Source organism: Flavobacterium sp., from assembly GCF_044348915.1.
Lineage (GTDB): Bacteria > Bacteroidota > Bacteroidia > Flavobacteriales > Flavobacteriaceae > Flavobacterium.
Window position 1 is genome coordinate 1 of the sequence record NZ_JBIKRX010000017.1, and the last position, 24,268, is coordinate 24,268.

Here is a 24,268-nt window from a genome sequence, read left to right on the forward strand (position 1 = left end):
AGAGAACTATAAACAATTATTCCGTAATCCACTTTAAGGAAACCGCCGTACACGCAAGTACATACGGTGGTGTGAGAGGACGACAAAGTTAAATACATTACTTAACTTTGTCTCCTACTTTAATTTAAAAACTTTGATTTAAAGCTTCCAGCCTTTTGAAGGCTGAAGCTTTGCAATGTTTAAAACAAGCCTTCAATAGACAAATATCTTTCGCCTGTGTCGTAGTTAAAGGTGAGTACAACCGCACCGTCTGGAATAGTTTCCAATTTTTTTGCTACTGCTGCCAATGATGCTCCAGTCGAAATACCCACCAGAATACCTTCTTCTTTGGCTATTTTTTTGGCGAATGCAAAAGCATCATCCTTGCTAACTTGTATCACTTCGTCGATGTATTGGCTATGATAATTCGCAGGGACAAATCCAGCGCCAATTCCCTGCAAAGGATGAGGTCCTGGAGCTCCACCACTCAATACGGGCGACAATTCGGGTTCAACAGCAATTACTTTCAAATTAGGAAATTTAGCTTTCAAGACTTTTGCTACACCCGTGATGTGTCCGCCAGTTCCAACACCTGTGATGATATAATCTAAACCATCAGGAAAATCAGCTAGGATTTCTTGGGCGGTTGTTCTTTCGTGAACAGCGACGTTTGCAGGATTATCAAATTGTTTTGGTGACCAAGCATTTGGGATTTCAAGAACTAATTCAGCGGCTTTTTCGATAGCGCCTTTCATTCCTTTTTCACGAGGTGTTAGCACAAATTCGGCTCCGTAAATTTCCATTAATTTTCTGCGTTCTACGCTCATAGAATCGGGCATTACTAAAATCACTTTGTAACCTTTGACAGCGGCTACCAAAGCTAAACCAATTCCCGTATTTCCTGAAGTTGGCTCAATAATTACGCTATCAGGATTCAATAATCCTTTACTTTCGGCATCTTCGATCATTGCCAAGGCAATTCGGTCTTTGATACTATTTCCTGGATTCGATCTTTCTAATTTAATCCAAACTTCTTTGCTGTTACTAAATAGCTTGTTGATTTGAACCACAGGTGTGTTTCCAATGGTTTCTAAAATGCTTTTTGCTTTCATATTTGTTTATGTTATGATTCGAATATTGTTTTTTATAATTTGTAATGGATTGCTAATTTACATAAAAATAGTATAGGGATTAAATTGGTGTGGAAACAAAAAACCCTCACCTCCCGAAACTTCGGGACTGCAAGGGTTCTAAAAATATAGGATGAGATTCCCGCCTGCGCGGGAATTCGGATTAGTATCTGTAATACTCCGGTTTGAAAGGCCCTTCAACCGCAACTCCAATGTATTCTGCTTGATCTACACGCAAAGTTTCTAGTTCAACACCTAGTTTTGCCAAGTGCAACATCGCCACTTTTTCGTCCAAATGTTTTGGTAACATATACACGTCATTGTTGTATGCCGCGCTATTTTTCCACAATTCGATTTGAGCTAGAGTTTGGTTAGTAAAGGAGTTACTCATTACAAAACTTGGATGACCTGTAGCACAACCAAGGTTTACCAAACGACCTTCGGCCAAGATGATAATGTCTTTTCCAGCGATAGTATATTTGTCCACTTGTGGTTTGATTTCGATTTTCGATGCGCCGTGGTTTTTGTTCAACCAAGCCATATCAATTTCGTTATCAAAATGTCCGATGTTACAAACGATAGTTTTGTCTTTCATTTGTTCGAAATGAGAACCCAAAACGATGTCTTTATTTCCTGTTGTAGTGATGATGATATCAGCATTTCCAACAACAGTGTCTAATTTTTTAACTTCAAAACCGTCCATTGCAGCTTGTAAAGCACAAATTGGGTCAATTTCAGTAACTGTTACAATAGAACCCGCACCTCTAAAAGAAGCAGCAGTTCCTTTTCCAACATCACCATAACCACAAACGATTACTCTTTTTCCAGCCAACATAATATCGGTAGCACGACGAACTGCATCAACGGCACTTTCTTTACAACCGTATTTATTGTCAAATTTCGATTTAGTAACCGAGTCATTTACGTTAATGGCAGGCATTGGCAATGTTCCCGCTTTTACTCTTTCGTACAATCTATGTACACCTGTAGTAGTTTCTTCGCTCAATCCTTTGATTCCAGCAACCAATTCTGGGAAACGGTCAATCACCATATTGGTCAAATCACCACCATCATCAAGAATCATATTCAATGGTTTTCTGTCTTCGCCAAAGAATAAAGTTTGTTCGATACACCAGTCAAAAGATTCTTCATCAAGGCCTTTCCAAGCATAAACTTGAATTCCAGCAGCAGCAATTGCAGCAGCAGCTTGATCTTGAGTTGAGAAAATGTTGCAAGACGACCAAGTCACTTCAGCGCCAAGAGCAATCAATGTTTCAATCAAAACCGCAGTTTGAATCGTCATATGCAAACATCCAGCAATACGAGCACCTTTAAGCGGTTGTTCGTCTTTGTATTCTGCACGAAGTGCCATCAAACCTGGCATTTCAGCTTCGGCTAATTCAATTTCTTTTCTTCCCCAAGCCGCTAGAGAAATGTCTTTTACTTTGAAAGCCACATAAGGCATAGTCGTTGTACTCATTTATAGTATATTTGTAATTGTAAAATTTTTTGCAAATTTACGCAATAACTTTAGAATTTAAAAAGCATTCGGGAACATTTATGAAATGTTTAATAGCCTAATCTTTTGAATTTTAATGAAATAATTTATTTTTTTAAGGAGCTAATCCTGCTGTACACTATATCTTTTCTGCCTCCCGATAGCTATCGGGACGGCATAAAAGGATGCCGTTTCCATCAGGGCTAAAAATCACGTTGCTAAAATGCCATTATTCAAAACCATAATCTTCAGTCCTACAACCCAAATCCTAGTTTGGGAAATCACCGAATCCCGAGAGGAATTATTGGGCAATGTAGTGCTGAAAGAAAAAACCCAACTTCGATTAAACGCAATGAAATCCGAAATGCACCAACGGGCTTTTTTGAGTGTGCGTATGCTTTTACAGGAAGTTGGCTATACTGATTTCGAATTGCATTACGACGAATTTGGAAAACCTTATTTTCTGGATGGAAAACACGTTTCTATTACACATTCGCATCATTTTTCTGCCATTATTATCAGTGATGAAACGGTTGGAATTGACATCGAAATGCAAAGAGAAAAAATCATCCGCATTGCCGATAAATTTGTAAACGAGAAAGAGTTGAATCGCCTAAAAAATTTCGACACCGAAGATTATATCAAAAAATTGACTGTAAAATGGGGAGCCAAAGAAGCCATTTTCAAAATCCGAAACGAAAAAGGAATCAGTTTCAAAGATCACATTCAAGTTAATACATTTGAAATTGAAGACCAAAAAACAAATGCAATTCTTGAATTCGAAAATATAAAACAAGTATTCTCCATTTACTTTGAAGAGTTTGAAAAATTTACTTTAGTGTATGCCTTTGAAAATTAAAAATTAATCCGCGCCAATCTGTAAAAATCCGTTTTATCCGTGTGCCAATAATGATAAACATCTACAACCAAATATTAAAATCAAAAGCCAATAAAGAGAAACTTCTCGCCATTCTCCTCGATCCCGATAAAGTCGATTTGAATCAGGTTGAGATTTTAATCGAAAAAACAAACCAATCACCCGCAACCCACATTTTCATTGGCGGAAGCCTGGTACAAAACAATATAATCGACGAATTAATTCTAAGAATAAGGCAAGTCTCCCCTTTTGGGGGTCGGGGGGCTTTACCAATTGTTCTTTTCCCAGGAAATCCGGCGCAAATTTCAAACGAAGCCGATGCTATTTTGTTCCTGTCTTTAATTTCGGGCAGAAACCCTGATTTTTTAATCGAACACCAAATACAAGCTGTTCCAATTCTTAAGAAAACCAATCTCGAGATCATTTCAACAGGATACATCCTCATCGAAAGCGGAACCGAAACTGCCGTTGAACGCGTAAGCAAAACAACGCCTTTGGCCAGAAATAATCCAGAATACATTTTACAAACGGCGCAAGCTGGAGAGTTGTTGGGGAATAAATTAATCTATCTCGAAGCAGGAAGTGGTGCCAAGAAAGCCGTTTCCAAGGAAATCATTCAGCTAGTCTCGCAAAATATCGATATTCCCTTAATTGTTGGCGGTGGAATTGTAGATTTGCAAGGAATTCAAAATGCCTATGATGCAGGTGCCGATTTGGTGGTTATCGGAACGGCGTTTGAAAATGACTTGAATTTTTTTAATCAAAATAGGTAAAGACGTTGCAATGCAACGTCTCTAACGAAAATGAAAATCAAATGTTAGATTACTTTTTCTCTCAATATAAAACCTACTCCACCTTTAATATTTTTCTAGAAATTACAGCAGTAATTTTTGGTTTAATGAGTGTTTGGTTTGCAAAAAAGGACAATACTTTGGTCTTTCCCACGGGACTAGTGAGCACTTTTATATATGCGTACTTACTATGGCAATGGGAATTGCTCGGAGATTCAATGATTAATGGCTATTATTTTATAATGAGTATTTACGGTTGGTATCATTGGACTCGTAAAAAAGGCGATACAGTTGAGTTTCCCATTGCGACAATGACCAATAAAGAAAAAAAAGCTGCCATCTTTATTTTCGTGTTAACAATCGTTTTTGTTAGTATTGTATATCTTTATTTTAATAAATTTACCAATTGGTATTCCTATATTGATACTATTTTGACTGGACTATTTTTTGTCGGGATGTGGTTAATGGCAAAACGAAAAATCGAAAATTGGATTTTTTGGATCATTGGCGATATTATTTCCATTCCATTGTATTTTGCAAAAGGATACACATTTACTAGTTTTCAGTTTTTAATTTTTACAATTATCGCCATATACGGTTATTTAGAATGGAAAAAAATCTTAAACAAGTCCGAAATACAGAAGGTTCAGAGATATTAAAAATAACTCTTTTTGGCCCTGAATCAACTGGAAAAACTACATTGGCAATCCAACTAGCTGAACATTTTGAAACAGCCTGGGTTCCCGAATTTGCCCGTGATTACCTTCAGGGAAAATGGGATAAAACGGGACAGATTTGCTCCGTTGATGATATGCTTCCTATAGCTTATGGACAAACTCAATTAGAAAACGAAAGCCTATCTAAGGCGAATAAATTTCTTTTTTGTGACACGAATTTAATGGTGACCAAAGTGTTTTTCGAAGTCTATTATAATTTCTGTGACCCAGCAATAGCTAAAGCTGCGAGGAAACACGAATATGATTTGTTTTTCCTAACCGATATTGATGTCCCTTTGGAAAAAGATGATTTGAGAGATAAACCCGAAGGTAGAGAGGCAGTTTTTAAGGCGTTTAAACAAGCATTAATAGATAACAAAAAACCATTTATTGTTCTCAATGGGGATAAAGAGTCTCGATTAAAAAATGCAATCACAATCTTAGAACAGTTAGAAAAAGCAAAAAAACTTGGTTTTTCGTCTGCTGATTTGCTGCAAATAAGGGAACATGGAATTCCATTAGAAAATTTAGTTAATCAAATTAATTATTACAACAATGGGATTGCCAAAGCCGTTTTGGTCAAACCAGCTCAGGTTTCTAGTGGAATTGCAAAATTTTCAGGCGATGAGATTCAGCAAAAAGCTGAGTTTTTTGATGCTAATAAAACGAATTTGAAATTGATAAAATTCGTTCCCGCTTCAGGTGCTGCAAGCAGAATGTTTCAATTTTTGAATGAATTTTTGAATGAGTTTGATATAGAGAAAGAAAGTATCAATGCATACATCAACAGGAAAAAAGCAAGTGAATTAGCGGTTTTTATTGTTGGATTAGACAAACTCCCTTTTTTCGATGAGATTTATTCAAAGCTGAAAGAAACCAACCCTAATTTTAATGTTTTAGAAAGGGATGCTAAATTTTTCCATTTTATTAAAACAATGTTGTCTTCGGAGTATTTTAATTATGCAAATAAACCGAAAGCAGTGCTTCCTTTTCACAAATACAAATCGCATATAGCAACTCCAATTGAGGAACATCTGTATGAGTGCACCAGATATTCGAGGTCCAATGGAAGTTCTCATTTGCATTTTACAGTTACCGAAATGCATCAAATTGGTTTTGAAACTGTTATCAAAACTGTAAAAAGAAGAGTAGAAGAAGAAACACAAACAAAAATTGATGTTAGTTTTTCGTATCAAAACAAAGCCACCGATATACTTGCCGTTGATGATTTGAACAAGCCTTTTCGAGAAGATAACGGAAAATTACTTTTTAGGCCAGGAGGACATGGTGCTTTGATTGAGAATTTAAATAATTTGGATGGAGATGTGATTTTTGTCAAAAACATCGACAATGTAATTCAAACTCATGTAGAGATCAATACTTTGTATAAAAAGGCATTGGCAGGAATAATGATAGAATTGCAACAACAGATTTTCAAATATTTGAATGCTATTGATAGTGGTCAAGAAATAAACGTTGAAGAAGTTATAAATTTTGCTAAGACTCGCTTGAATATTAAAGGGTCTAAAAAAGTCTTTAAATATACTTTGGAATATCAAAAGGAATACATCAAAAAAATTCTCGACAGGCCTATAAGAATTTGTGGTATGGTCCGAAATGAAGGCGATACAGGAGGAGGGCCTTTCTGGGTTCGAAGTCCGAAAGGAGCGGTTTCGTTGCAAATCGTAGAAACTTCTCAAATTGATTTAACAAATCCAGAACAAGCTACAATTTTTTCTGGCTCGACTCATTTTAATCCAGTTGATCTAGTTTGTGGAACACAAAATTACAAAGGGATTAAATTTAACTTAGCTGATTTTGTAGATAAGAACAGTGGGTTTATTGTGAAGAAAAACAAGGATGGAAAGCCATTAAAAAGCTATGAATTGCCTGGCTTGTGGAATGGAGCAATGGCGAAATGGATAAGTGTTTTTGTTGAAGTGCCTTTGATTACATTCAATCCGGTAAAAACAGTAAATGATTTACTGAAGGAACCGCATCAACCTCAATAATTTTGGAAACCGATAAAATCATATCCGAATTACAATTCAAAGCCGTACGAAGTAGCGGAGCTGGTGGGCAAAACGTGAATAAAGTTGCCTCGAAAGTAGTCTTGTCTTTTGATTTAAATGCTTCGCAAGCTCTATCGGAAGAGGAGAAAGCTTTGCTTGAAAACAAATTGGCTTCCAGACTTACTTCTGAAAAAATTCTGATTTTGAATTGTGATGAAGACCGAAGTCAACTCAAGAATAAATCTATTGTAATCAAGCGTTTTCTGGATATTATCACGGCAGGACTCCTCGTTCCGAAGATTAGGAAAGCAACAAAAGTCCCGAAATCAGTTATTCGAAAAAGAATCAAGGATAAAAAGACTGTGTCAGAAATAAAAAAATCGCGCAGAAAGCCTGATTTTTAGTTGTTTCAAAAACTTTAACTTTAAACTTGGAACTTCAAACAAATACTATATCTTTGCCCCGTCTCAAAGGGGTGCTCTAAATAACGAGCTGAGATTATACCCATAGAACCTGAACAGGTAATGCTGTTAAGGGAAAATAGAATAACAGATGAAGTGCACGTTATCTGAAAATTCAAAAAACCATTTTTTAATTTAACAAAAGAATAATTCCCCCTTTTATTCGTAAAACCATTTACGGATGAACCATTTATTTTATATACGAAGTACAAAGTACAAAGTACAAAGTAGTAAGACAAAAACTTTTAAACTGTTTTCAGGTCTATTTTCTATTCTCTTTTTTCTATTTTCATTAGTCTCATTTTCACAAGACAAACCTAAAGACACTACCAAAGTTAGTCAACTCGATGAAGTTTTGGTATCCGCTGTTCGTGTAACGACAAAAACGCCAGTTTCCTTCAGTAACTTAGACAAAAAGGAAATCAAATATCGAAATTTGGGACAAGATATTCCTATCTTAATGAATTATTTACCATCAGTAGTTACTACTTCTGATGCCGGAAACGGAGTAGGCTACACCGGAATTCGAGTTCGTGGTAGCGACGCCACACGTGTCAATGTAACCATCAACGGGATTCCCTACAACGACTCCGAAAGCCAGGGTACCTTTTGGGTGAATATGCCTGATTTTGCATCTTCCTTAGAAAGCGTTCAATTGCAACGCGGTGTGGGAACTTCTACCAATGGTGCAGGTGCTTTTGGCGCCAGTTTGAATATGCTAACAGACAATTATTCCAAAAAAAGCACGGGTGAAATTTCTAGTTCTATTGGGAGTTTTAATACCAATAAAAATACGGTAAAATTCAGTACGGGTCTAATGAATGATCATTTTGAGATTGCGGGACGTTTGTCAACTTTAAAATCAGACGGTTATATAGATAGAGCGACTTCCAATTTGAAATCCTATTTTCTTCAAGGAACTTATGTGGGGAATACTACCTTAATCAAAGCCTTGGCTTTTGGCGGAACAGAAAAAACCTATCAGTCTTGGAACGGAATCGACGCCGCTACAATGGAAACTGATAGAACTTTCAACTCCGCGGGAATGTTTACCGATGAGTTTGGGAATACTCGTTTCTATGATAATGAAACCGATAATTATCAGCAAGATCATTATCAATTGCATTGGAACGAAAAAGTATCTGGTAAGTGGAGTACAAATTTGGCTTTTCATTATACCAAAGGGAGAGGGTATTTTGAGAATTATAAAGAAGATGCTAAATTTTCTAGTTATGGTTTGACTCCAATTGTAATTGGTGGAACAACTATAAAAACTACAGATTTAGTACGTCAGAAATGGTTGGACAATGATTTTTATGGCACAACATTTTCAGCGAATTACAAAAACGATAAACTGGATTTGATTCTTGGTGGAGGCTGGAACAAGTACGAAGGCGAACATTTCGGAAAAGTAATTTGGGCGAGATATGCCTCAACAAGCGAGTTGGGCGATCTCTATTATGAAGATTTTGCAACAAAAACAGATGGAAATATTTTTGCAAAAGCGAACTATCAAATTACAGAAAGAATCAGCTTGTTTGGGGATCTACAGCTTCGAAATGTGCATTACAAAGCTGATAGTTGGGAAACAGGAGTGGTCAATGACAACTTTAATTTTTTCAACCCAAAAGCAGGTTTGAATTATGATATTGACTCAAAAAACAAATTGTATTTTTCTTATGCCAGAGCCAATCGTGAACCGAATAGAACTGATTATGAAAATGGGAATCCAAAACCAGAAAAATTAAACGATTTCGAATTAGGCTGGAGATTTGATGCTCAGAAAGTAAAAATCAATTCGAATATTTATTATATGGCTTACAGAGACCAATTGATTTTGACTGGAAAACTCGACGATGTAGGGAACCCTATCCGTTCTAACAGTGATAAAAGTTACCGTTTAGGATTAGAAGTCGATGCTACAATTGCTTTGTCTGAAAAATTCATCATCAGGCCAAATTTCACTTTGAGTGATAACAAGAATGTAGATTTGAACATAGGATATGGCGAAGTAAATACAGCCATTGCTTATTCACCAGCGATTGTTGCGGGGAATATTTTCATCTATAAGCCAATTGAAGGCTTGTATCTTTCGTTGTTACAAAAATTCGTTGGAGACCAATATATGAACAATCTTGATTCGCCAGAAGCAATATTGGAAAGTTATTTTGTGAATGATATCAATGTAAGTTATGAAATAAAACCAAAATCGGGCCCGATGGCTATCGGGATCCAGTCGATTACAATTACCGGTTTGGTTAACAATGTTTTCGATAAGGAATACGTATCCAACGGCTATATGTGGGATGTTTATCCTTACTATTATCCACAGGCTGGAATCAATTTCTTATTGGGACTAAGTTTGAAGTTTTAGTTTTTTTGTTCTTTTTTTGAAAATCCTGATGGTTATACTGTCAGGATTTTTTAATTAAATACTCTCAGAACATTTCCGTTTACCTCTACTCGGTATTGTCGTAATGGATATTGTTTGCCCTTACTTTGCCCTGAAAACAAACTGTATTCGGTATTGTCACAAGCGCAAATGGCGTTAATTCCTTTGATAGTCATTGTTGAGCAAGAACTCAATGCTTGATTAGGGCAAGCGGCATCAAAGGCATTATAACCACTACCCATATTGAAAACTATTATTCCACGAACCCCTTGATTAGGTATATAAACTGCATTGCTCACAAATTTAAGATCGGAATATTGGGGTAAATTCAAATTTATTTCTGTGTTGACCTGATAGATGGGCAGATACGGATTGTTGTTATTTGGGGAGTCGTTACTACATCCAAAAAGCAACGGAAAGACAATTAAAAGGAGAAAATATTTTTTCATTAGTTGGATAAAGTATAAGAATTAGCCGTACAAAATTAATTTATTTAACTTGCGAATCGATATGTTTAACGTATATTTATAGTTTAAATAAAAATAATACTATCTTTGTGAAAAGAAATCCCGTCCTGATGGGATTTTTTGTATTTTATATAAACGACGAAGTTATGACTAAAGTATCTTATTACACCGCCGAAGGATTAAAAAAATTGCGAGACGAATTAGATCAATTGAAAAGTATTGAAAGACCAAAAGCTTCACAAGCCATTGCCGAAGCCAGAGATAAAGGAGATCTATCCGAAAATGCCGAATATGATGCTGCTAAAGAAGCACAAGGTATGTTGGAAATGCGAATTGCCAAGCTAGAAGACATACATTCGAATGCTAGATTAATTGATGAAACCCAACTTGACGTTTCTAAGGTGCTTGTTTTGTCTAATGTGAAAATCAAAAACCAAACCAATGGAATGGAAATGAAATACACACTTGTTGCCGAAAGTGAAGCCGATTTGAAAACCGGAAAAATCTCTGTAACCTCGCCAATTGGAAGAGGATTGCTAGGCAAAAAGGTCGGAGAAGTAGCCGAAATCACAGTGCCAAACGGTGTTTTGAAATTTGAAATTCTCGAAGTTTCTAGAGACTAGAAATTTTACTCCCAACTTCTAACCTCTAAATTCCAGCGTTCTATGCCAAGTATTTTTACCAGAATAGTAAACGGAGAAATTCCTTGCTACAAAATAGCAGAGGACGATAATTTTTTGGCTTTTTTGGATGTAAATCCTAATGCAAATGGACATACTTTATGTGTTCCAAAACAAGAAATCGACAAAATTTTTGACATTGAAGACGACTTGTACCTTGGGCTAATGCAGTTTTCCAAAAGAATTGCCACCGCACTCGAAAAAACAGTGCCTTGCAAAAGAATAGGAATGGCTGTAATAGGTCTCGAAGTGCCACACGCTCACGTTCATTTGATTCCGTTGAACGAAATGGGAGAAATGACATTCAAACATAAAGTAAGTTTGACTAAAGAAGAATTTGAAACTTTGGCCAAAGATATACAAGCTAATTTGTAAATATTATTTGATTATCAAATGAAAAATTACTTACTGAGCTTAACTTTATTCTTTACCTTATTTAGTTTCGCTCAGACCAATTTGGCATACGAGGCAGTCGACAAAAAAGTTGCTTTAATTCCTCAGAAATCAACTACTTCAACCCAAGAAATAGCAAAATATATTGACGCCAATTTTACAACTGAAAACGAAAAAATTCGAGCTATTTTCTATTGGACCGCTTCCAATATAAGCTATGATGTAGCCAATATGTTTGCGGTCAATTTTGAAGAAACAACTAAAGATCGAATCGCAAAAACATTAAAAACCCATAAAGGAATTTGTGCCGATTACGCTGCAATTTTTAATGAAATAGCGAATTCGGTTGGCATAAAATCGGTTGTTATTTCTGGATATACCAAGCAAAATGGAAAAATTGCCGATTTGTCTCACGCTTGGTGTGCGGCAAAAATTGACAATAAATGGTATGTTTTTGATCCAACTTGGGGTTCAGGATCCTTGACGAATGGAAAGTTTGTCAAAAAAATCAACAATTATTATTTTAAAACGGAGCCAAGCAAAATAATTTCTTCTCACATTCCTTTTGATTATTTATGGCAGTTTTCAAATTATCCAGTTACCAATGATGAGTTTTACGCAGGAAAAACACAAATCAATAAAACCAAGAAATACTTTGACTTTGAGAAAGAACAAAGAAAACAAAGTAGCTTGTCTGAAATAGATCAATTGTTTGAATCGGCGGAACGAATTGAGAAAAACGGTTTGAAAAACGCGATGATTGTTGCGTACTACGAAAATCAAAAGAAACATTCAGCCTTTCTTCGGCAAAACGTCAGTATAGAAAAATTGAATAAGATAGTTGCCGAAATGAATGAAGCTGTTGTTTTATTGAATGATTTTATTTTTTACAGAAACAACAAGTTCAAACCTACTTTTCCTGACGAAGAAATCAATTCGATGATTCAAAAACCCAAAGAAAAATTGATTAAATGTCAAAACGATATTTACAAAGTGGGTGCCATCGGAACAGATTCTGCGAACTTATCATCTATTAAAAAATCAATAGAATCCAATTTGGCTTTAGCCGAAGAACAAGCTTTGTTTGTGAAAAACTACTTGAGCAAATCTAAATTGATTCGTAAAACGATGTTTTCTAAAGTGTCTTGGATGGGAATTCCCTTAAATTAATTCGGTGACGGTAAAACTGACCTGCATTGTGGTCCCTTTCCCTATTTCGGAATGCAGTACTTTTATAGTTCCTTTGTGATATTCTTCAACAATTCTTTTGGTTAGCGACAATCCCAATCCCCAACCCCTTTTTTTGGTAGTAAATCCAGGTTCAAAAACATTTTTGAATTGGTTTTTTGGAATGCCGCTTCCTGTATCCGAAATATTAATCTTAACCAATCCGCCTTCGTGCAGTACTTCAAGTGCTAATTTTCCTCGACCTTTCATTGCATCAATAGCGTTTTTGACCAAATTTTCGATGGTCCAACTGTGTAAAGTTGGATTGAATAATACAATTACTGGCGCTTCAGGACCTTTGAATGAAAATTCAATCTGTTTAGAAAATCGAGACTGTAAATAATCATAGGATTTTTGAGTTTCTTCGATGATATCTTTGCTTTCTAATTTGGGTTCGGAACCGATATTCGAAAAACGCTCCGTTATAGTTTGCAGTCGCTCAATATCTTTTTCGATTTCTTGGGTAGTGGTTTCATCAACATTATCGGCTTTGAGAATTTCAACCCAACCTACAAGTGAAGTAAGCGGTGTGCCGATTTGATGTGCCGTTTCTTTTGCCATTCCAGCCCAAAGCTTGTTTTGAGTAGCCATTTTGGTACTCTTGTAAAAATTGTACACCAAAGCAGCAAACAAAACAATGATTAGCAATAAAGCAATAGGATAATATTTCAGTTTATTCAACAAAGCGGAATCTCCATAATATAGATATTGGAATTTTCCAGGAACATACTCAATGATGATGGGCTCATTTTCGCTTTTTAAGCCTGACAAAAACTGATTTGCTCGTTTTGGGTTTTTTGCAATTGCTTCGTCAATATTAATATAATTGATGATGCTGTCATTTTCAGTCAGCATTATCGGAATCGAAGTATTGTTGCTAAAAATTTGAAGCGGGAGTTCTAAATCGGTGTTTTCGCCAGCATTGATAAGTGTTTTTTGTGCATTGGCCCAAAGATTCATTTTTAACCGTTCTTCCTGTTTGAAAATTTGGAAAAAGGTATAAGTGTTCCAAAGAATTAATGAAATAATTAAAAAGGAAGCAAAAATTATAATCCAACGGCTGGTGTTTCGACTCTCGGAAAACTGCATAAATTGATTTTTGTGGCATAAATATAACGAAATAATTCATCTAAGATTGTATTTTTTTGGGACTAGTTCTTTATTATTTAAATTTTGAAAAAAAGAGAATTTATATTTTTTCTGAATTCGTTTTTAATTTGAAACTAATTGATAAAATACTATATTTGTGTATCACAAATAATAAAAATTATAATGGAAGTTACAGGAAAAATTAAGATGGTCGATCAGACCAAAGAGGTTGGGTCTTCAGGTTTCAAAAAGAGAGATGTTGTTGTTACAACAGATGAGCAATATCCACAACATATTTTGGTTCAATTTGTTCAGGACAAATGTGATTTGTTGAATAATTTCCAAGTTGGAGAAGCCGTAAAAATCGACATCAATTTAAGAGGTCGCGAGTGGACAAATCCACAAGGTGAAACTGTTTACTTCAATACTATTCAAGGTTGGAGAATTGCAAAAGTTCAAGCCGAAGCAGCAGCCGCGACTCAAGCTCCGCCAATGCCTACAGCAGCAGCTTTTCCTCCAGCAACAAGCTTAAACGAAGAAGAACCAGACGATTTACCGTTCTAAATATGATATTAAAATCCTTGAAATTTCTCAAGGATTTTTTTTGGTTTTTCAAGAAATTATACCAATTGTAATTTAAAAATGGTCTAATCCATTTAAAAATTTTACAATGGTTTATGCCGATAGACAATATATTGAGTACAATTTATTGGACTCTTATATATTGCTAATCGGTATTAATTCAGTTGAATTAATGCTCCCATCCCAATTTGACTCCCTATTTTCGGATATACAAAAGCCGTATTTTTATTCTTCTTCCCAAATGACATCGACTTAAAGGGATTCCAATAGGAAACTATCAATCCCGATGCCAGTCCAATTCCTGCGCCGGCAAGCACATCGGAAGTATAATGTTCGTTATTAGCAATGCGGAGAATTCCTGTGGCGGTGGCAAACAAAAATCCGCTGCTCGCATACCACATATTTGAATCTTTGAATTCATAATATAATAAGGCAGCATTTGTAAAGGCAATCGCCGTATGACCCGAAGGAAAGCTTAAATCATCCGATTGGTCTGGTCTTTCTTCTTTTATGCTGTACTTTAACGCCATTGTTGTAGAAACTGCTATAACATTCGCAATCGCAATATTGATAGTCTGATGGTAAAAGTCGTTTTTTGGTTTGAATCCAAAACTTTTCCCAAGATAAATTTGTGCTGCCGGAACAAATAGTAGAACATCATCTGCTCGAGAACTAAAATCTTCGCCAAAAAAGTTGTTTGCGTTTTTCTGCAAATCGTCGTTTAATGCTGAGTTAATCATCAATGATCCCGCTGTTATTAGTGCAACTGGCGCTATAAATTGTTTATAAGATATTTTATCTTTTGGCTGTATTGATGAAATTGAATCTTTAGTTTGTGCATTTCCTGTAGCAAATAGTATAGAAAAGAGAAGGCAAAAAAGATAATTATTCATTGGGTTCAGCGGAATTTTTAAGATTAACTAATAAAGTGTATTTTAGCTTGCTCAAATGTAGGAATTTGTTCGAAACTATGTATTTTTTATCTGAAGAATTGTTTTTTCCTCCTGTTTCCGAGGCATATCCTGACGGAATACTTGCGATCGGTGGCGATTTGTCAGCTGAGCGGTTACAATTGGCTTACAAAAGCGGCATATTCCCTTGGTTTGAGGAAGACGAGCCCATTTATTGGTGGTCGCCCAATCCTCGGATGGTTTTGTTTCTGGACGAATTGGTGGTTTCGAAAAGTATGCGAAACGTTCTGAATCGAAATATGTTGAAAGTAACTTTCAATGAAAATTTCAGAGAGGTAATTTCGAATTGCCAAAAAATAAAACGCGAGGGGCAAAACGGAACTTGGATTACCAATGATATGATTGAGGCCTATTGCAAATTGAACGAAATCGGAATTGCAAAATCAGTAGAAGTCTGGCAAAACGAAGAATTGGTTGGCGGTTTATATGGAATTGATTTGGGACATATTTTCTGCGGAGAAAGTATGTTTTCTAAAGTTTCGAATGCTTCCAAAGTGGCATTTATTGGGTTGGCAAATCAATTAAAAAAGGATAATTATAAACTCGTAGATTGTCAGGTATATAACGAACATCTTGAGAGTTTGGGTTGTCGCGAAATCCCGCGGGAAGATTTTATGGAAATTCTTAAAAGTAACTAATTATGAAATGAGCATGACTCAAAATTTGGTAAAAAACACCAATGATGATATGCGAATTACATATGACCGATAACAAAACAATAAATATCAACATATGAAATACAAGGTTGAAGAATTGTACATTTATCCTATAAAAAGTTTGGCTGGAATTCGTGTTGAAAGCGCCAAAGCAGAAGAAATGGGCTTCAAAAATGACCGACGTTGGATGCTAGTCGACGAACAAAATCAGTTCATTACGCAACGAAAATATCCAATTTTGAGTCAGTTTTATCCCCAAATTATTGGGGACAAAATTTCCATTAACCATCAAAATAGCAGACACGAATTTTCCATACACGAAACATTAGGCGAACCTATATTCTCCAAAGTTTGGGATGATGAAACTACCGTGGTCGAAGTGAATATAGCGACTTCAAAATGGTTTAGCGAAATGCTTGGTTTCGGATGTAAATTAGTTAAAATTACTTCTATCGGAGACCGAAAACACAATAGTACTAAACTAGATACAACCCTGAATGTCAGTCTTGCCGACGGTTATCCGTATTTATTAATTGGCTCTGAAAGTTTGGATTTTCTAAATGAAAAACTGGAAGAGAAAATTTCGATGACGCGATTTAGACCTAACATTGTCATAAGCAGTTCCATTGCTCACGAAGAAGATTCTTTTGGGGATTTTCAAATTGGAAGCGTGAAATTTAAAAACGCGAAGCCTTGCGGACGATGTAGTATGGTTAACAATGATCCAAAGAATGGCTTTGTAGAAAAAGAACCTTTAAATACTCTAAATACCTATCGAAAGGTGGATAACTCGATTCTTTTTGGCACTAATATTATGTGCTTGAATGACGGGGAAATTAGGGTTGGCGATGCATTGGTTTTTTAAAGAGTTTTAGCATATTATGACGGTCTACAAAGTAGACAAATATTAAAAACTTTAGAACATATCTAAAACTGATTAGACAAATAGATAAGAACATTATTAAAATTTGAGCCAAAAAAATCCGTTTTAATCCGTTAAAATCTGTGTCATCCGTGTGCCAATATTTATATTGATTTTTTAAAGGTATTTAGCTTCTCTCCAGCAATCTTCCACGTGATCGTTGACCATTCCTGTAGCTTGCATATGAGCATAAACTACAGTTGAACCAACGAATTTAAATCCACGTTTTTTCAAGTCCTTGCTGATTTCATCCGAAAGCGGAGTAGTGGCAGGTACTTCTTTCAAGGATTTTCTGTTGTTGTCGATTGGTTTACCGCCCGTAAAACGCCAAATATATTTACTAAAGCTGCCAAATTCTTCTTGTATTTGCAAAAAAGCTACTGCATTCGACACTGCGGCTCGAATCTTCAATTGGTTGCGAATAATTCCAGCGTTTAATAGTAATTCTTGAATTTTTTCTTCGGAATAGCAGGCTACTTTTTTATAGTCGAAATGGTCAAAGGCAGTTCTGAAATTTTCTCTTTTGTTTAAAATAGTAATCCAGCTCAACCCAGCTTGAAACGTTTCGAGAATCAGGAATTCGAATAGTTTTTGGTCGTCATAAACCAGAACACCCCATTCTTTGTCGTGGTATTCTTTGTATAAGTCGCTTGATAAGCACCAACCGCATCTTTTAGGTTCTTCCATTAATCTCTGCCAATTTTCCAATAATATCCTTTTACTGAAGGGATGTGAGCTTTACGTCCGGTAACGACAAAATCGGTATAGATTTTTTTTTCACATTTGATAGCAATGGCACCACCCGAAATATAAACGGAGTTATTCACGAAACGAGCCTTTATTCTCCCGTCTTTGAATTTAGCATCGGATAACTTTTCGACAGCCCAAGTCGAATTCCATTTTACATCAATTTCATCTTCAGAAACTTTTGTAATGTTTTTTACCAGTTTTATAGCATCTTTCGGGATTTCAAGATGTTTTGACAAATCTTCTTGAGTTAGGGTTTCGCCAATTTCACAACCATTCAATATTTTTTGGATAGTATATTGAGATGGAGCTGAAGGTTTTTTTGTTGCGGCGGGTTCTGCGGTATTTGCTGCCGGAGTTGAAGGTGTGTTGTTTTCAGAAGAAACCTCTGTTTTTGTTTTATCAGATATTTTATCAGCTGGGGTTTCAGCTGTTTCATCTGGATTTTTAGAGAAATGTGCCTCACTTAAAACCGAACCTTTTGTTTCGATTTCATTCGAATTGGTTTCAATTATTGTAGTATCTTTTTTTGGTGAAGTAGCTACAGCTGAAGTGTCATTTTTCTCCTGAAAACCCTCATTGGAATTTAAATCGGTTTCTGTCTTATTTCGGCCGCAGCTGATTAAATTGAAAGTAATTATAGCAATAAGAAGTATTTTTTTGTAGGCTGTCATATTTAGAATTGTCTAATAAAATTAAATGCAAAATAAGTTTGCGTCTCTAGGGCAAATATAATGAAAAAATGGGTTTTCCGTAGCTATACAAGATCGTGTTTCAAATTAGGAATCACTAGAAATTGATGTAAAAAAAAAGGAGGCTTGAATGAACAAGCCTCCCTTTTTGAGTTCAAATTTGAATTAAAATTATCCTAAAGCGGCTCTTTTGAAACCAGTAACAATAAGATTTTTATCTAAAGATTTAACATAATCAGCAACGCTCATTTTGCTATCTTTAATATAGTCTTGGTTTACTAAAGTGTTGTCTTTAAAGAAACGAGCTAATTTACCTTTAGCGATATTGTCTAACATAGCTTCTGGTTTTCCTTCTTGACGCAATAAATCTTTTGCGATTTCGATTTCTTTAGCGATAGTATCAGCATCTACTCCAGCTTCGTTCAAAGCAATAGGAGCCATAGCTGCTGCTTGCATTGATACATTTTTAGCAACTTCGTCAGCACCTGCAACATTTGCAGATAAAGCAACTAAAGTAGCTATTTTGTTTCCAGCGTGAATGTAAGAACCAATAAAAGCTCCGTTTAATCTTTCGAAAGAACGGATTTCAATTTTTTCTCCGATAACTCCAGTTTGCTCAATTAATTTTTCAGCAATTGTAATTCCGTTGTAGTCAGCAGCTAGAAAAGCCTCTTTAGTCTCGAAATTCAATGCTAATTCAGCAAAATCATTGGCTAGTTTGATGAATGATTCGTTTTTACCCACAAAGTCAGTTTCACAGTTAAGAGAAACGATAGCTCCAGTAGTTTTGTCAGCACTTACAATAGCGATAACAGCACCTTCAGAAGATTCTCTGTCAGCACGGTTTGCGGCCACTTTTTGTCCTTTTTTACGTAGGTTTTCGATAGCTAAATCGAAGTCTCCGTCAGATTCTACAAGTGCTTTTTTACAGTCCATCATTCCAGCACCTGTGATTGTTCTTAATTTATTTACGTCTGCAGCAGTAATAGTTGCCATAATATAATGTGTTTAATGTTATAAAAGTAAAAATTCCAATTTTCAAATTCCCAATTCCAATTTTAACAAATTACTAACTTAACGTTACTAATTTTTTTGGAATTTGGAATTTAAAAATTGGAATTTTAAAATGATTTATTCTTCTGTTGCAGGAGCTTCAACTTCAGCAGTTGGCTCAGCTACTTCAACTTCTGCTACTGGAGCTTCAACTTCAACTTCAACTTCTTCAGCATTAGCTTCAGGTTGAATGTCTGCTTCAGCACCTCTATTTGATAAACCTTCCACAACCGCAGCAGTGACAATAGATAAAATTTTATCGATTGATTTAGAAGCATCATCATTTGCAGGTATTACATAATCAACCTCTCTTGGGTCAGAATTTGTATCCACCATTGCAAAAACTGGAATGTTTAATTTTTGAGCTTCTTTAATTGCGATGTGTTCAGCTTTGATATCTACTACGAACAATGCTGCAGGAAGTCTAGACATATCTGCGATTGAACCTAAGTTTTTCTCTAATTTAGCACGAAGACGATCAACTTGTAAACGCTCTTTTTTAGAAAGGGTCATAAATGTTCCGTCTTTCTTCATTTTATCGATAGTAGCCATTTTTTTAACAGCTTTACGGATAGTTACGAAGTTAGTCAACATTCCACCTGGCCATCTTTCAGTGATGTAAGGCATGTTACAAGCTGCTGCTTTATCAGCAACGATGTCTTTTGCTTGTTTTTTGGTAGCTACGAATAATATTTTTCTACCTGATGCTGCAATTTTTTTCAAAGCTTCGTTAGCTTCTTCAATTTTTGCTGCAGTTTTATATAGATTGATAATGTGAATTCCATTACGTTCCATATAAATGTATGGAGCCATATTTGGATCCCATTTTCTAGTCATGTGTCCGAAGTGAACACCTGCTTCTAGTAATTCTTTTACTTCTACTTTGTTTGACATTTTTTGTTTAGTTTACGTTCTGTTGATTAGCAATGTGTTTTTTGAGTTTATAGTTTATAGTTTATGGTTTATAGTTTTTTGGAAAAACTTCTAACTTCTAACTTCTAACTTCTAACTTTTACAACCCATTTAGATGCTAAACTAATTTCAAGCCTCAGCTTGACAACAACAACATTGTTTTTAAATTTTATTATCAATAAGTCTTGCACGAATTGCACAAGACAGGCAATATTAACGTTTAGAGAATTGGAATCTCTTACGAGCTTTTTTCTGACCGAATTTTTTACGTTCAACCATTCTTGGGTCTCTAGTTAATAAACCTTCTGGTTTCAAGATAGCTCTGTTTCCTTCGCCAACTTCACACATTACTCTCGCCAAAGCCATTCTTACAGCTTCTGCTTGACCAGTTGAACCACCTCCGTAAACGTTTACTTTTACATCAAAGTTGCTTACGTTTTCTGTCATAGACATTGGTTGTAAAACTTTGTATTGTAAAGTTGCAGTTGGGAAATAAGTTTCGAATGGTTTTTTGTTTACAGTGATAACTCCTGTTCCTTCTGAAACATATACACGTGCAACAGCGGTTTTTCTTCTACCGATTTTGTGAATTACTCCCATTACTTAAGATCGTTTAGGTTAACAGTTCTAGGTTTTTGAGCGCCTTGTTTGTGCTCTGGTCCTACAACAACATTTAAATTTCTGAAAAGTTCTGCTCCTAATTTGTTTTTAGGTAACATTCCTTTTACTGCTTTTTCTACTAATAATGCAGGGTTTTTTGCCTGTAATACTTTAGCAGTTAAAGTTCTTTGTCCTCCAGGGTAACCAGTGTGACGAACATAAGTTTTTTCACTTAGTTTGTTACCTGTAAGGTTGATTTTTTCTGAGTTGATAACAATTACGTTATCTCCACAGTCCACGTGTGGGGTATAACTTGGCTTGTACTTACCTCTAAGAATCATAGCGACCTTAGTTGCAAGACGACCTAAGTTATGACCGTCAGCGTCTACCACAATCCATTCTTTGGATACGGTTGCTTTGCTTGTCGATACTGTTTTGTAGCTTAATGCGTTCACAATAATTTATTTTAATTAAACATTCCATTCCCAATAAAGGGAGTGCAAAAGTACAATTATTTTTTTGAAAACCAAATAGTCAGTAATTTTTATTTTATTCTGATAATCAGTCTTTAAACTATTGGTTTTTATTGTGTATTTATTTTCAATTCCTTTTCGTCTCTTTTGGGTTGGACTTTACCTAAAATTTAATGCAAATAATGTCCATAGGCATCTAAATTTGTGAAGCATTTAGTGTAAATTTGTTAAATTATTTTATTTTTGAAGTGTTAACCATTCGTTTGCTTATGAAATTTTCCAAATTATTCCTTTGCCATTTTCTCTTTATATATATAGGTAATACTATTTCCTCTGCTCAAAATTTGCCCATCGTTAAAACTATTTTGTCTGATGAGACTAGTTTCTATTATACAGATTTCAACAAATATCCTGTTTTAGAGCCGAATATGCCTATCGGTGTGTTCGATTCTGGTACTGGAGGGCTCACAGTTTTGAACGCTATTGTGACTTTAGATGCTTATAACAACAAAACCCATCAAAAGGGAGCCGATGGATTTGTTGATTTTGCCGCCGAAGATTTCATTTATTTGGCAGACCAAGCCAATATGCCGTATGGAAATTATGCAGCGATGAATAAAACCGATTTGCTACAAGAACATATTATTAAGGACGCACAGTTTTTGTTGGGAAATAAATACTATAATTATAATGAGTTGTATACCAATAAGAATCCAATCAAGGTTTTGGTGGTGGCTTGCAATACAGCTACTGCTTATGGGTTAAGTGATATGGAACAGTTTCTTACCTTGACTAAATCAAATGTGAAGGTTATAGGCGTGATCAATGCAGGAGTCAAAGGGGCGCTCGAAACGTTTAAAAAATCCGAAAGCGGAAGTATTGGCGTATTTGCAACCGCGGGAACGGTAGCTTCGAATGGATATAGTAATGCGTTGAAAAAAATAATAGAAACTGAAAAGTATCAAGGAAACATTCAAATCTATAGTCAAGGCGGTGTTGGTTTGGCCGAAGCTGTTGACGAAGATTTGAATTATATAGATAAAAAAGCGACTCAGCCAAGAGAATTGTATAAAGGTCCAAGTTTGGAACAAAACAGTTCGAACATCAATAAAGCTTTGATGGCTATTTATGGCTTTGATTTTTCTAATTTTAAAATGCTATGCGACAGCAAGGAAACTGATCAATGTAGTATTATGCAAATCAATTCGCCCGAAAATTATGTTAGGTATCACTTAGTGACCTTGCTCGAAAAAATGAAGGCTACTCCTGATGCGCTTCCTCTAAAGACTTTGATATTAGGCTGCACGCATTATCCTTTTTTGACCGCGGAAATTCAAAAGGTTTTAGTGGAATTACGAAAGGTTAAGACGGATGGTAAATATAGGTATCGTCATCTTCTGTCGAGAAAGGTAAAGTTGATAGATCCTTCAGTATTTACAGCAAAAGAAGTGTACAATTATTTAAACAAAGCAAAACTTCTAAATCAGTCGAACAAGAAAACGCAAGCGGATTTTTATATAAGTATGCCCAATTTAAAGAATATTCAGGTGGTCACTGAGGATAACGGAAAGCGATTTACCTATGATTATAAATATGGAAGAAATGCAGGTTTAAATCAAGAATACATTCAAACGGTTCCGTTTTCTAGAGCAAATATTCCTGCGGAAACAAGCACTCGATTTGAAAAACAAATTCCAAAAATCTATGAATTGTTGCTCAATTCCAATCAAAATCAATTGCTATTAAACCCTGATAAATGGTGATTTCATACTTTTTAAATTTGAAATTGATTGAAAAAGCATTGTTGCTGTTCTCTTTTTTTAGAGAAAATACTTTTTTATCTTTTTTTTTATGATTGATGTAAAAAACTATCCAATTGTTTTTTTATTACCTTAGCATTTTAAAAATAATTTTTTACCATGAAAGCTAAAGCTACTTTAAAACAAATCGCTAAAGAACTTAATGTTTCTGTTTCTACTGTTTCAAAAGCCCTTAACGATAGTCCAGAAATTAGTGAGCAAACTAAAACTAGAATTAAGGAATACGCCAAGTTAAAAAATTACAAACCGAATGTTATTGGTCTGAATCTCAAAAACAGATCAACAAAAACGATAGGAGTGATTATTCCTAATATTCTGGATTCATTTTTTGCTAAAGTTTTCAGTGGAATTGAAAAAATTGCAGACCAAATGGGATACAATGTAATTATGTGTATCTCAAACGAATCATTAAAAAAAGAAGCCAACACCTTGAATATGTTGAGTAATGGAACCATTGACGGTTTTATCTTATCTATTTCTGAAGAAGCGCAAAAATTACATGAGTACGGTCACTTTCAGGAAATTATCAATGAGGGAACTCCAATCCTAATGTTTGACCGTATTGCCGAAGACATTGTTTGTGATAAAGTGATTGTCGATGATTTTGATTCGGCGTTGAATGCAACCCAACATTTGATTAATACAGGATGCAAAAATATTGCCTTGTTTTCTTCAATAGACAATTTAAGTGTTGGAAAATTGAGAGTCGAAGGGTATTTGCAAGCATTGAAAAACAATAACATTCCAGTAAATCCCGATTTAATTGTTCGAACAGATTCTGAGGACGATTTAAAAAACAAAATAGGTGCTGTGCTGGAAAACAATAAAGTTGACGGAATATTTGCTTTAGCTGAAAATGATTCTGTTGCTTCTTTGAGAATTGGTCTTAAAAAAGGGTATAAAGTACCGGAAGACTTATCGATTATTGGTTTTGCTGACGGAATTCTTGCCTCAAGAAGATTGTCGCCAAGTTTGTCAACCTTGAGTCAATATGGCGTAGAAATTGGAGAAGAAGCCGCCAGAAGAATGATAAAAAGATTAGAATCTAAGAATGAAGAATTGCCATATGAAACAATTGTAATCAAAACGCAACTTAGAGAAAGAGAATCGACAAGGAAGTTGTAATTT

The 24,268-nt window shown here is 35.3% G+C and carries 25 protein-coding genes and 1 riboswitch; of the genes, 14 read left to right on the forward strand and 11 right to left on the reverse strand.

The genetic code is table 11. The features are described from left to right. Positions 1-179: 179 nt before the first annotated feature. Together cysK and ahcY are read right to left on the reverse strand one after the other, a co-directional pair. Entirely contained in the window at positions 180-1,091 is a 912-nt protein-coding gene (gene cysK, locus ACIQ1E_RS04785) for a cysteine synthase A (RefSeq protein ID WP_396169189.1), read from the reverse strand. A 181-nt stretch (positions 1,092-1,272) separates the two neighbouring features. Then, positions 1,273-2,589 (reverse strand): adenosylhomocysteinase, encoded by a 1,317-nt coding sequence (gene ahcY / locus ACIQ1E_RS04790; protein WP_396169191.1) that lies wholly within the window; start codon positions 2,587-2,589, stop codon positions 1,273-1,275. 241 nt (positions 2,590-2,830) lie between these two features. Here ahcY and ACIQ1E_RS04795 point away from each other — a divergent pair, with 241 nt between their 5' ends. From ACIQ1E_RS04795 to ACIQ1E_RS04820, 6 genes are all read left to right on the forward strand, one after another. Continuing rightward, positions 2,831-3,466, forward strand: coding sequence for a 4'-phosphopantetheinyl transferase family protein (locus tag ACIQ1E_RS04795; RefSeq protein WP_396169193.1), 636 nt, complete (start codon positions 2,831-2,833; stop codon positions 3,464-3,466). A gap of 50 nt (positions 3,467-3,516) precedes the next feature. After that, on the forward strand, positions 3,517-4,257 hold the full coding sequence (locus ACIQ1E_RS04800) for a geranylgeranylglyceryl/heptaprenylglyceryl phosphate synthase (protein WP_396169195.1): 741 nt from the start codon (positions 3,517-3,519) through the stop codon (positions 4,255-4,257). 41 nt (positions 4,258-4,298) lie between these two features. Further along, complete coding sequence (gene pnuC, locus ACIQ1E_RS04805; protein WP_396169197.1) at positions 4,299-4,934, forward strand: nicotinamide riboside transporter PnuC; 636 nt, start codon at positions 4,299-4,301, stop codon at positions 4,932-4,934. Then, a complete protein-coding gene (locus ACIQ1E_RS04810) occupies positions 4,883-7,003 on the forward strand; it encodes a DUF4301 family protein (protein WP_396169199.1) in 2,121 nt (706 codons plus the stop codon). The genes pnuC and ACIQ1E_RS04810 overlap by 52 nt, the downstream gene beginning before the upstream one ends. 2 nt (positions 7,004-7,005) lie before the next feature. Beyond that, positions 7,006-7,407, forward strand: a complete 402-nt coding sequence (gene arfB / locus ACIQ1E_RS04815; RefSeq protein ID WP_396169201.1) for an alternative ribosome rescue aminoacyl-tRNA hydrolase ArfB — start codon at positions 7,006-7,008, stop codon at positions 7,405-7,407. Positions 7,408-7,464: 57 nt separating this feature from the next. Further along, positions 7,465-7,559, forward strand: a riboswitch (TPP riboswitch). Positions 7,560-7,645: 86 nt separating this feature from the next. After that, positions 7,646-9,838 carry a TonB-dependent receptor gene (locus tag ACIQ1E_RS04820; RefSeq protein WP_396169203.1) on the forward strand — a complete coding sequence of 731 codons (2,193 nt, stop codon included), beginning with the start codon at positions 7,646-7,648 and terminating at the stop codon, positions 9,836-9,838. A gap of 50 nt (positions 9,839-9,888) precedes the next feature. Here ACIQ1E_RS04820 and ACIQ1E_RS04825 read toward each other — a convergent pair whose 3' ends face one another. After that, complete coding sequence (locus ACIQ1E_RS04825) at positions 9,889-10,305, reverse strand: Rieske (2Fe-2S) protein (RefSeq protein ID WP_396169205.1); 417 nt, start codon at positions 10,303-10,305, stop codon at positions 9,889-9,891. 164 nt (positions 10,306-10,469) lie between these two features. On the opposite strand from ACIQ1E_RS04825, the gene greA reads away from it, so the two are divergent. Genes greA through ACIQ1E_RS04840 form a run of 3 tightly spaced genes read left to right on the forward strand, consistent with a single transcriptional unit; the run spans position 10,470 to position 12,566 of the window. After that, complete coding sequence (gene greA, locus ACIQ1E_RS04830) at positions 10,470-10,946, forward strand: transcription elongation factor GreA (RefSeq protein ID WP_396169207.1); 477 nt, start codon at positions 10,470-10,472, stop codon at positions 10,944-10,946. A gap of 42 nt (positions 10,947-10,988) precedes the next feature. Continuing rightward, positions 10,989-11,378, forward strand: a complete 390-nt coding sequence (locus ACIQ1E_RS04835; protein ID WP_396169209.1) for an HIT family protein — start codon at positions 10,989-10,991, stop codon at positions 11,376-11,378. 18 nt (positions 11,379-11,396) lie between these two features. Then, on the forward strand, positions 11,397-12,566 hold the full coding sequence (locus ACIQ1E_RS04840) for a transglutaminase domain-containing protein (RefSeq protein ID WP_396169211.1): 1,170 nt from the start codon (positions 11,397-11,399) through the stop codon (positions 12,564-12,566). Here the strand turns inward: ACIQ1E_RS04840 and ACIQ1E_RS04845 are convergent. After that, positions 12,558-13,712, reverse strand: a complete 1,155-nt coding sequence (locus ACIQ1E_RS04845; protein WP_396169213.1) for a sensor histidine kinase — start codon at positions 13,710-13,712, stop codon at positions 12,558-12,560. The genes ACIQ1E_RS04840 and ACIQ1E_RS04845 overlap by 9 nt on opposite strands. Before the next feature lie 183 nt (positions 13,713-13,895). Between ACIQ1E_RS04845 and ACIQ1E_RS04850 the strand changes: the two genes are divergently transcribed. Further along, positions 13,896-14,276 carry a DUF3127 domain-containing protein gene (locus ACIQ1E_RS04850; RefSeq protein ID WP_396169215.1) on the forward strand — a complete coding sequence of 127 codons (381 nt, stop codon included), beginning with the start codon at positions 13,896-13,898 and terminating at the stop codon, positions 14,274-14,276. A 173-nt stretch (positions 14,277-14,449) separates the two neighbouring features. Here ACIQ1E_RS04850 and ACIQ1E_RS04855 read toward each other — a convergent pair whose 3' ends face one another. Further along, positions 14,450-15,187: a phosphatase PAP2 family protein gene (locus tag ACIQ1E_RS04855; RefSeq protein WP_396169217.1), complete on the reverse strand. Its 738-nt coding sequence runs from the start codon at positions 15,185-15,187 to the stop codon at positions 14,450-14,452. Positions 15,188-15,264: 77 nt separating this feature from the next. Between ACIQ1E_RS04855 and aat the strand changes: the two genes are divergently transcribed. Both aat and ACIQ1E_RS04865 read left to right on the forward strand, forming a co-directional pair. Next, complete coding sequence (gene aat / locus ACIQ1E_RS04860) at positions 15,265-15,903, forward strand: leucyl/phenylalanyl-tRNA--protein transferase (protein ID WP_396169219.1); 639 nt, start codon at positions 15,265-15,267, stop codon at positions 15,901-15,903. A 94-nt stretch (positions 15,904-15,997) separates the two neighbouring features. Continuing rightward, entirely contained in the window at positions 15,998-16,786 is a 789-nt protein-coding gene (locus ACIQ1E_RS04865) for an MOSC domain-containing protein (RefSeq protein ID WP_396169221.1), read from the forward strand. A 174-nt stretch (positions 16,787-16,960) separates the two neighbouring features. Here ACIQ1E_RS04865 and ACIQ1E_RS04870 read toward each other — a convergent pair whose 3' ends face one another. The 6 genes from ACIQ1E_RS04870 to rplM all read right to left on the reverse strand — a co-directional run bounded on the left by ACIQ1E_RS04870 (position 16,961) and on the right by rplM (position 21,302). Then, on the reverse strand, positions 16,961-17,530 hold the full coding sequence (locus ACIQ1E_RS04870; protein WP_396169223.1) for a DNA-3-methyladenine glycosylase I: 570 nt from the start codon (positions 17,528-17,530) through the stop codon (positions 16,961-16,963). Next, entirely contained in the window at positions 17,530-18,264 is a 735-nt protein-coding gene (locus ACIQ1E_RS04875) for a hypothetical protein (RefSeq protein ID WP_396169225.1), read from the reverse strand. The genes ACIQ1E_RS04870 and ACIQ1E_RS04875 overlap by 1 nt, the downstream gene beginning before the upstream one ends. A gap of 189 nt (positions 18,265-18,453) precedes the next feature. After that, entirely contained in the window at positions 18,454-19,278 is an 825-nt protein-coding gene (gene tsf, locus ACIQ1E_RS04880; RefSeq protein WP_396169227.1) for a translation elongation factor Ts, read from the reverse strand. A gap of 135 nt (positions 19,279-19,413) precedes the next feature. Beyond that, positions 19,414-20,229 (reverse strand): 30S ribosomal protein S2, encoded by an 816-nt coding sequence (gene rpsB, locus ACIQ1E_RS04885; protein ID WP_396169229.1) that lies wholly within the window; start codon positions 20,227-20,229, stop codon positions 19,414-19,416. 231 nt (positions 20,230-20,460) lie between these two features. Further along, entirely contained in the window at positions 20,461-20,847 is a 387-nt protein-coding gene (rpsI, locus tag ACIQ1E_RS04890) for a 30S ribosomal protein S9 (RefSeq protein WP_396169231.1), read from the reverse strand. Further along, positions 20,847-21,302, reverse strand: coding sequence for a 50S ribosomal protein L13 (gene rplM, locus ACIQ1E_RS04895; RefSeq protein WP_396169233.1), 456 nt, complete (start codon positions 21,300-21,302; stop codon positions 20,847-20,849). The genes rpsI and rplM overlap by 1 nt, the downstream gene beginning before the upstream one ends. Positions 21,303-21,664: 362 nt before the next feature. On the opposite strand from rplM, the gene ACIQ1E_RS04900 reads away from it, so the two are divergent. Both ACIQ1E_RS04900 and ACIQ1E_RS04905 read left to right on the forward strand, forming a co-directional pair. After that, the gene (locus tag ACIQ1E_RS04900) at positions 21,665-23,083 is read left to right on the forward strand and encodes a glutamate racemase (RefSeq protein WP_396169235.1); all 1,419 of its coding nucleotides are present in this window, start codon (positions 21,665-21,667) and stop codon (positions 23,081-23,083) included. Between the two features lie 156 nt (positions 23,084-23,239). After that, a complete protein-coding gene (locus tag ACIQ1E_RS04905) occupies positions 23,240-24,265 on the forward strand; it encodes a LacI family DNA-binding transcriptional regulator (RefSeq protein ID WP_396169237.1) in 1,026 nt (341 codons plus the stop codon). Positions 24,266-24,268 lie beyond the last annotated feature (3 nt).

Bases quoted from the DNA above. Each gene is read 5' to 3' on its own strand.
- cysK (WP_396169189.1), bottom strand. From the start codon at position 1,091: ATGAAAGCAAAAAGCATTTTAGAAACCATTGGAAACACACCTGTGGTT.
- ahcY (WP_396169191.1), bottom strand. From the start codon at position 2,589: ATGAGTACAACGACTATGCCTTATGTGGCTTTCAAAGTAAAAGACATT.
- ACIQ1E_RS04795 (WP_396169193.1), top strand. From the start codon at position 2,831: ATGCCATTATTCAAAACCATAATCTTCAGTCCTACAACCCAAATCCTA.
- ACIQ1E_RS04800 (WP_396169195.1), top strand. From the start codon at position 3,517: ATGATAAACATCTACAACCAAATATTAAAATCAAAAGCCAATAAAGAG.
- pnuC (WP_396169197.1), top strand. From the start codon at position 4,299: ATGTTAGATTACTTTTTCTCTCAATATAAAACCTACTCCACCTTTAAT.
- ACIQ1E_RS04810 (WP_396169199.1), top strand. From the start codon at position 4,883: ATGGAAAAAAATCTTAAACAAGTCCGAAATACAGAAGGTTCAGAGATA.
- ACIQ1E_RS04820 (WP_396169203.1), top strand. From the start codon at position 7,646: ATGAACCATTTATTTTATATACGAAGTACAAAGTACAAAGTACAAAGT.
- ACIQ1E_RS04825 (WP_396169205.1), bottom strand. From the start codon at position 10,305: ATGAAAAAATATTTTCTCCTTTTAATTGTCTTTCCGTTGCTTTTTGGA.
- greA (WP_396169207.1), top strand. From the start codon at position 10,470: ATGACTAAAGTATCTTATTACACCGCCGAAGGATTAAAAAAATTGCGA.
- ACIQ1E_RS04835 (WP_396169209.1), top strand. From the start codon at position 10,989: ATGCCAAGTATTTTTACCAGAATAGTAAACGGAGAAATTCCTTGCTAC.
- ACIQ1E_RS04840 (WP_396169211.1), top strand. From the start codon at position 11,397: ATGAAAAATTACTTACTGAGCTTAACTTTATTCTTTACCTTATTTAGT.
- ACIQ1E_RS04845 (WP_396169213.1), bottom strand. From the start codon at position 13,712: ATGCAGTTTTCCGAGAGTCGAAACACCAGCCGTTGGATTATAATTTTT.
- ACIQ1E_RS04850 (WP_396169215.1), top strand. From the start codon at position 13,896: ATGGAAGTTACAGGAAAAATTAAGATGGTCGATCAGACCAAAGAGGTT.
- ACIQ1E_RS04855 (WP_396169217.1), bottom strand. From the start codon at position 15,187: ATGAATAATTATCTTTTTTGCCTTCTCTTTTCTATACTATTTGCTACA.
- aat (WP_396169219.1), top strand. From the start codon at position 15,265: ATGTATTTTTTATCTGAAGAATTGTTTTTTCCTCCTGTTTCCGAGGCA.
- ACIQ1E_RS04865 (WP_396169221.1), top strand. From the start codon at position 15,998: ATGAAATACAAGGTTGAAGAATTGTACATTTATCCTATAAAAAGTTTG.
- ACIQ1E_RS04870 (WP_396169223.1), bottom strand. From the start codon at position 17,530: ATGGAAGAACCTAAAAGATGCGGTTGGTGCTTATCAAGCGACTTATAC.
- ACIQ1E_RS04875 (WP_396169225.1), bottom strand. From the start codon at position 18,264: ATGACAGCCTACAAAAAAATACTTCTTATTGCTATAATTACTTTCAAT.
- tsf (WP_396169227.1), bottom strand. From the start codon at position 19,278: ATGGCAACTATTACTGCTGCAGACGTAAATAAATTAAGAACAATCACA.
- rpsB (WP_396169229.1), bottom strand. From the start codon at position 20,229: ATGTCAAACAAAGTAGAAGTAAAAGAATTACTAGAAGCAGGTGTTCAC.
- rpsI (WP_396169231.1), bottom strand. From the start codon at position 20,847: ATGGGAGTAATTCACAAAATCGGTAGAAGAAAAACCGCTGTTGCACGT.
- ACIQ1E_RS04905 (WP_396169237.1), top strand. From the start codon at position 23,240: ATGAAAGCTAAAGCTACTTTAAAACAAATCGCTAAAGAACTTAATGTT.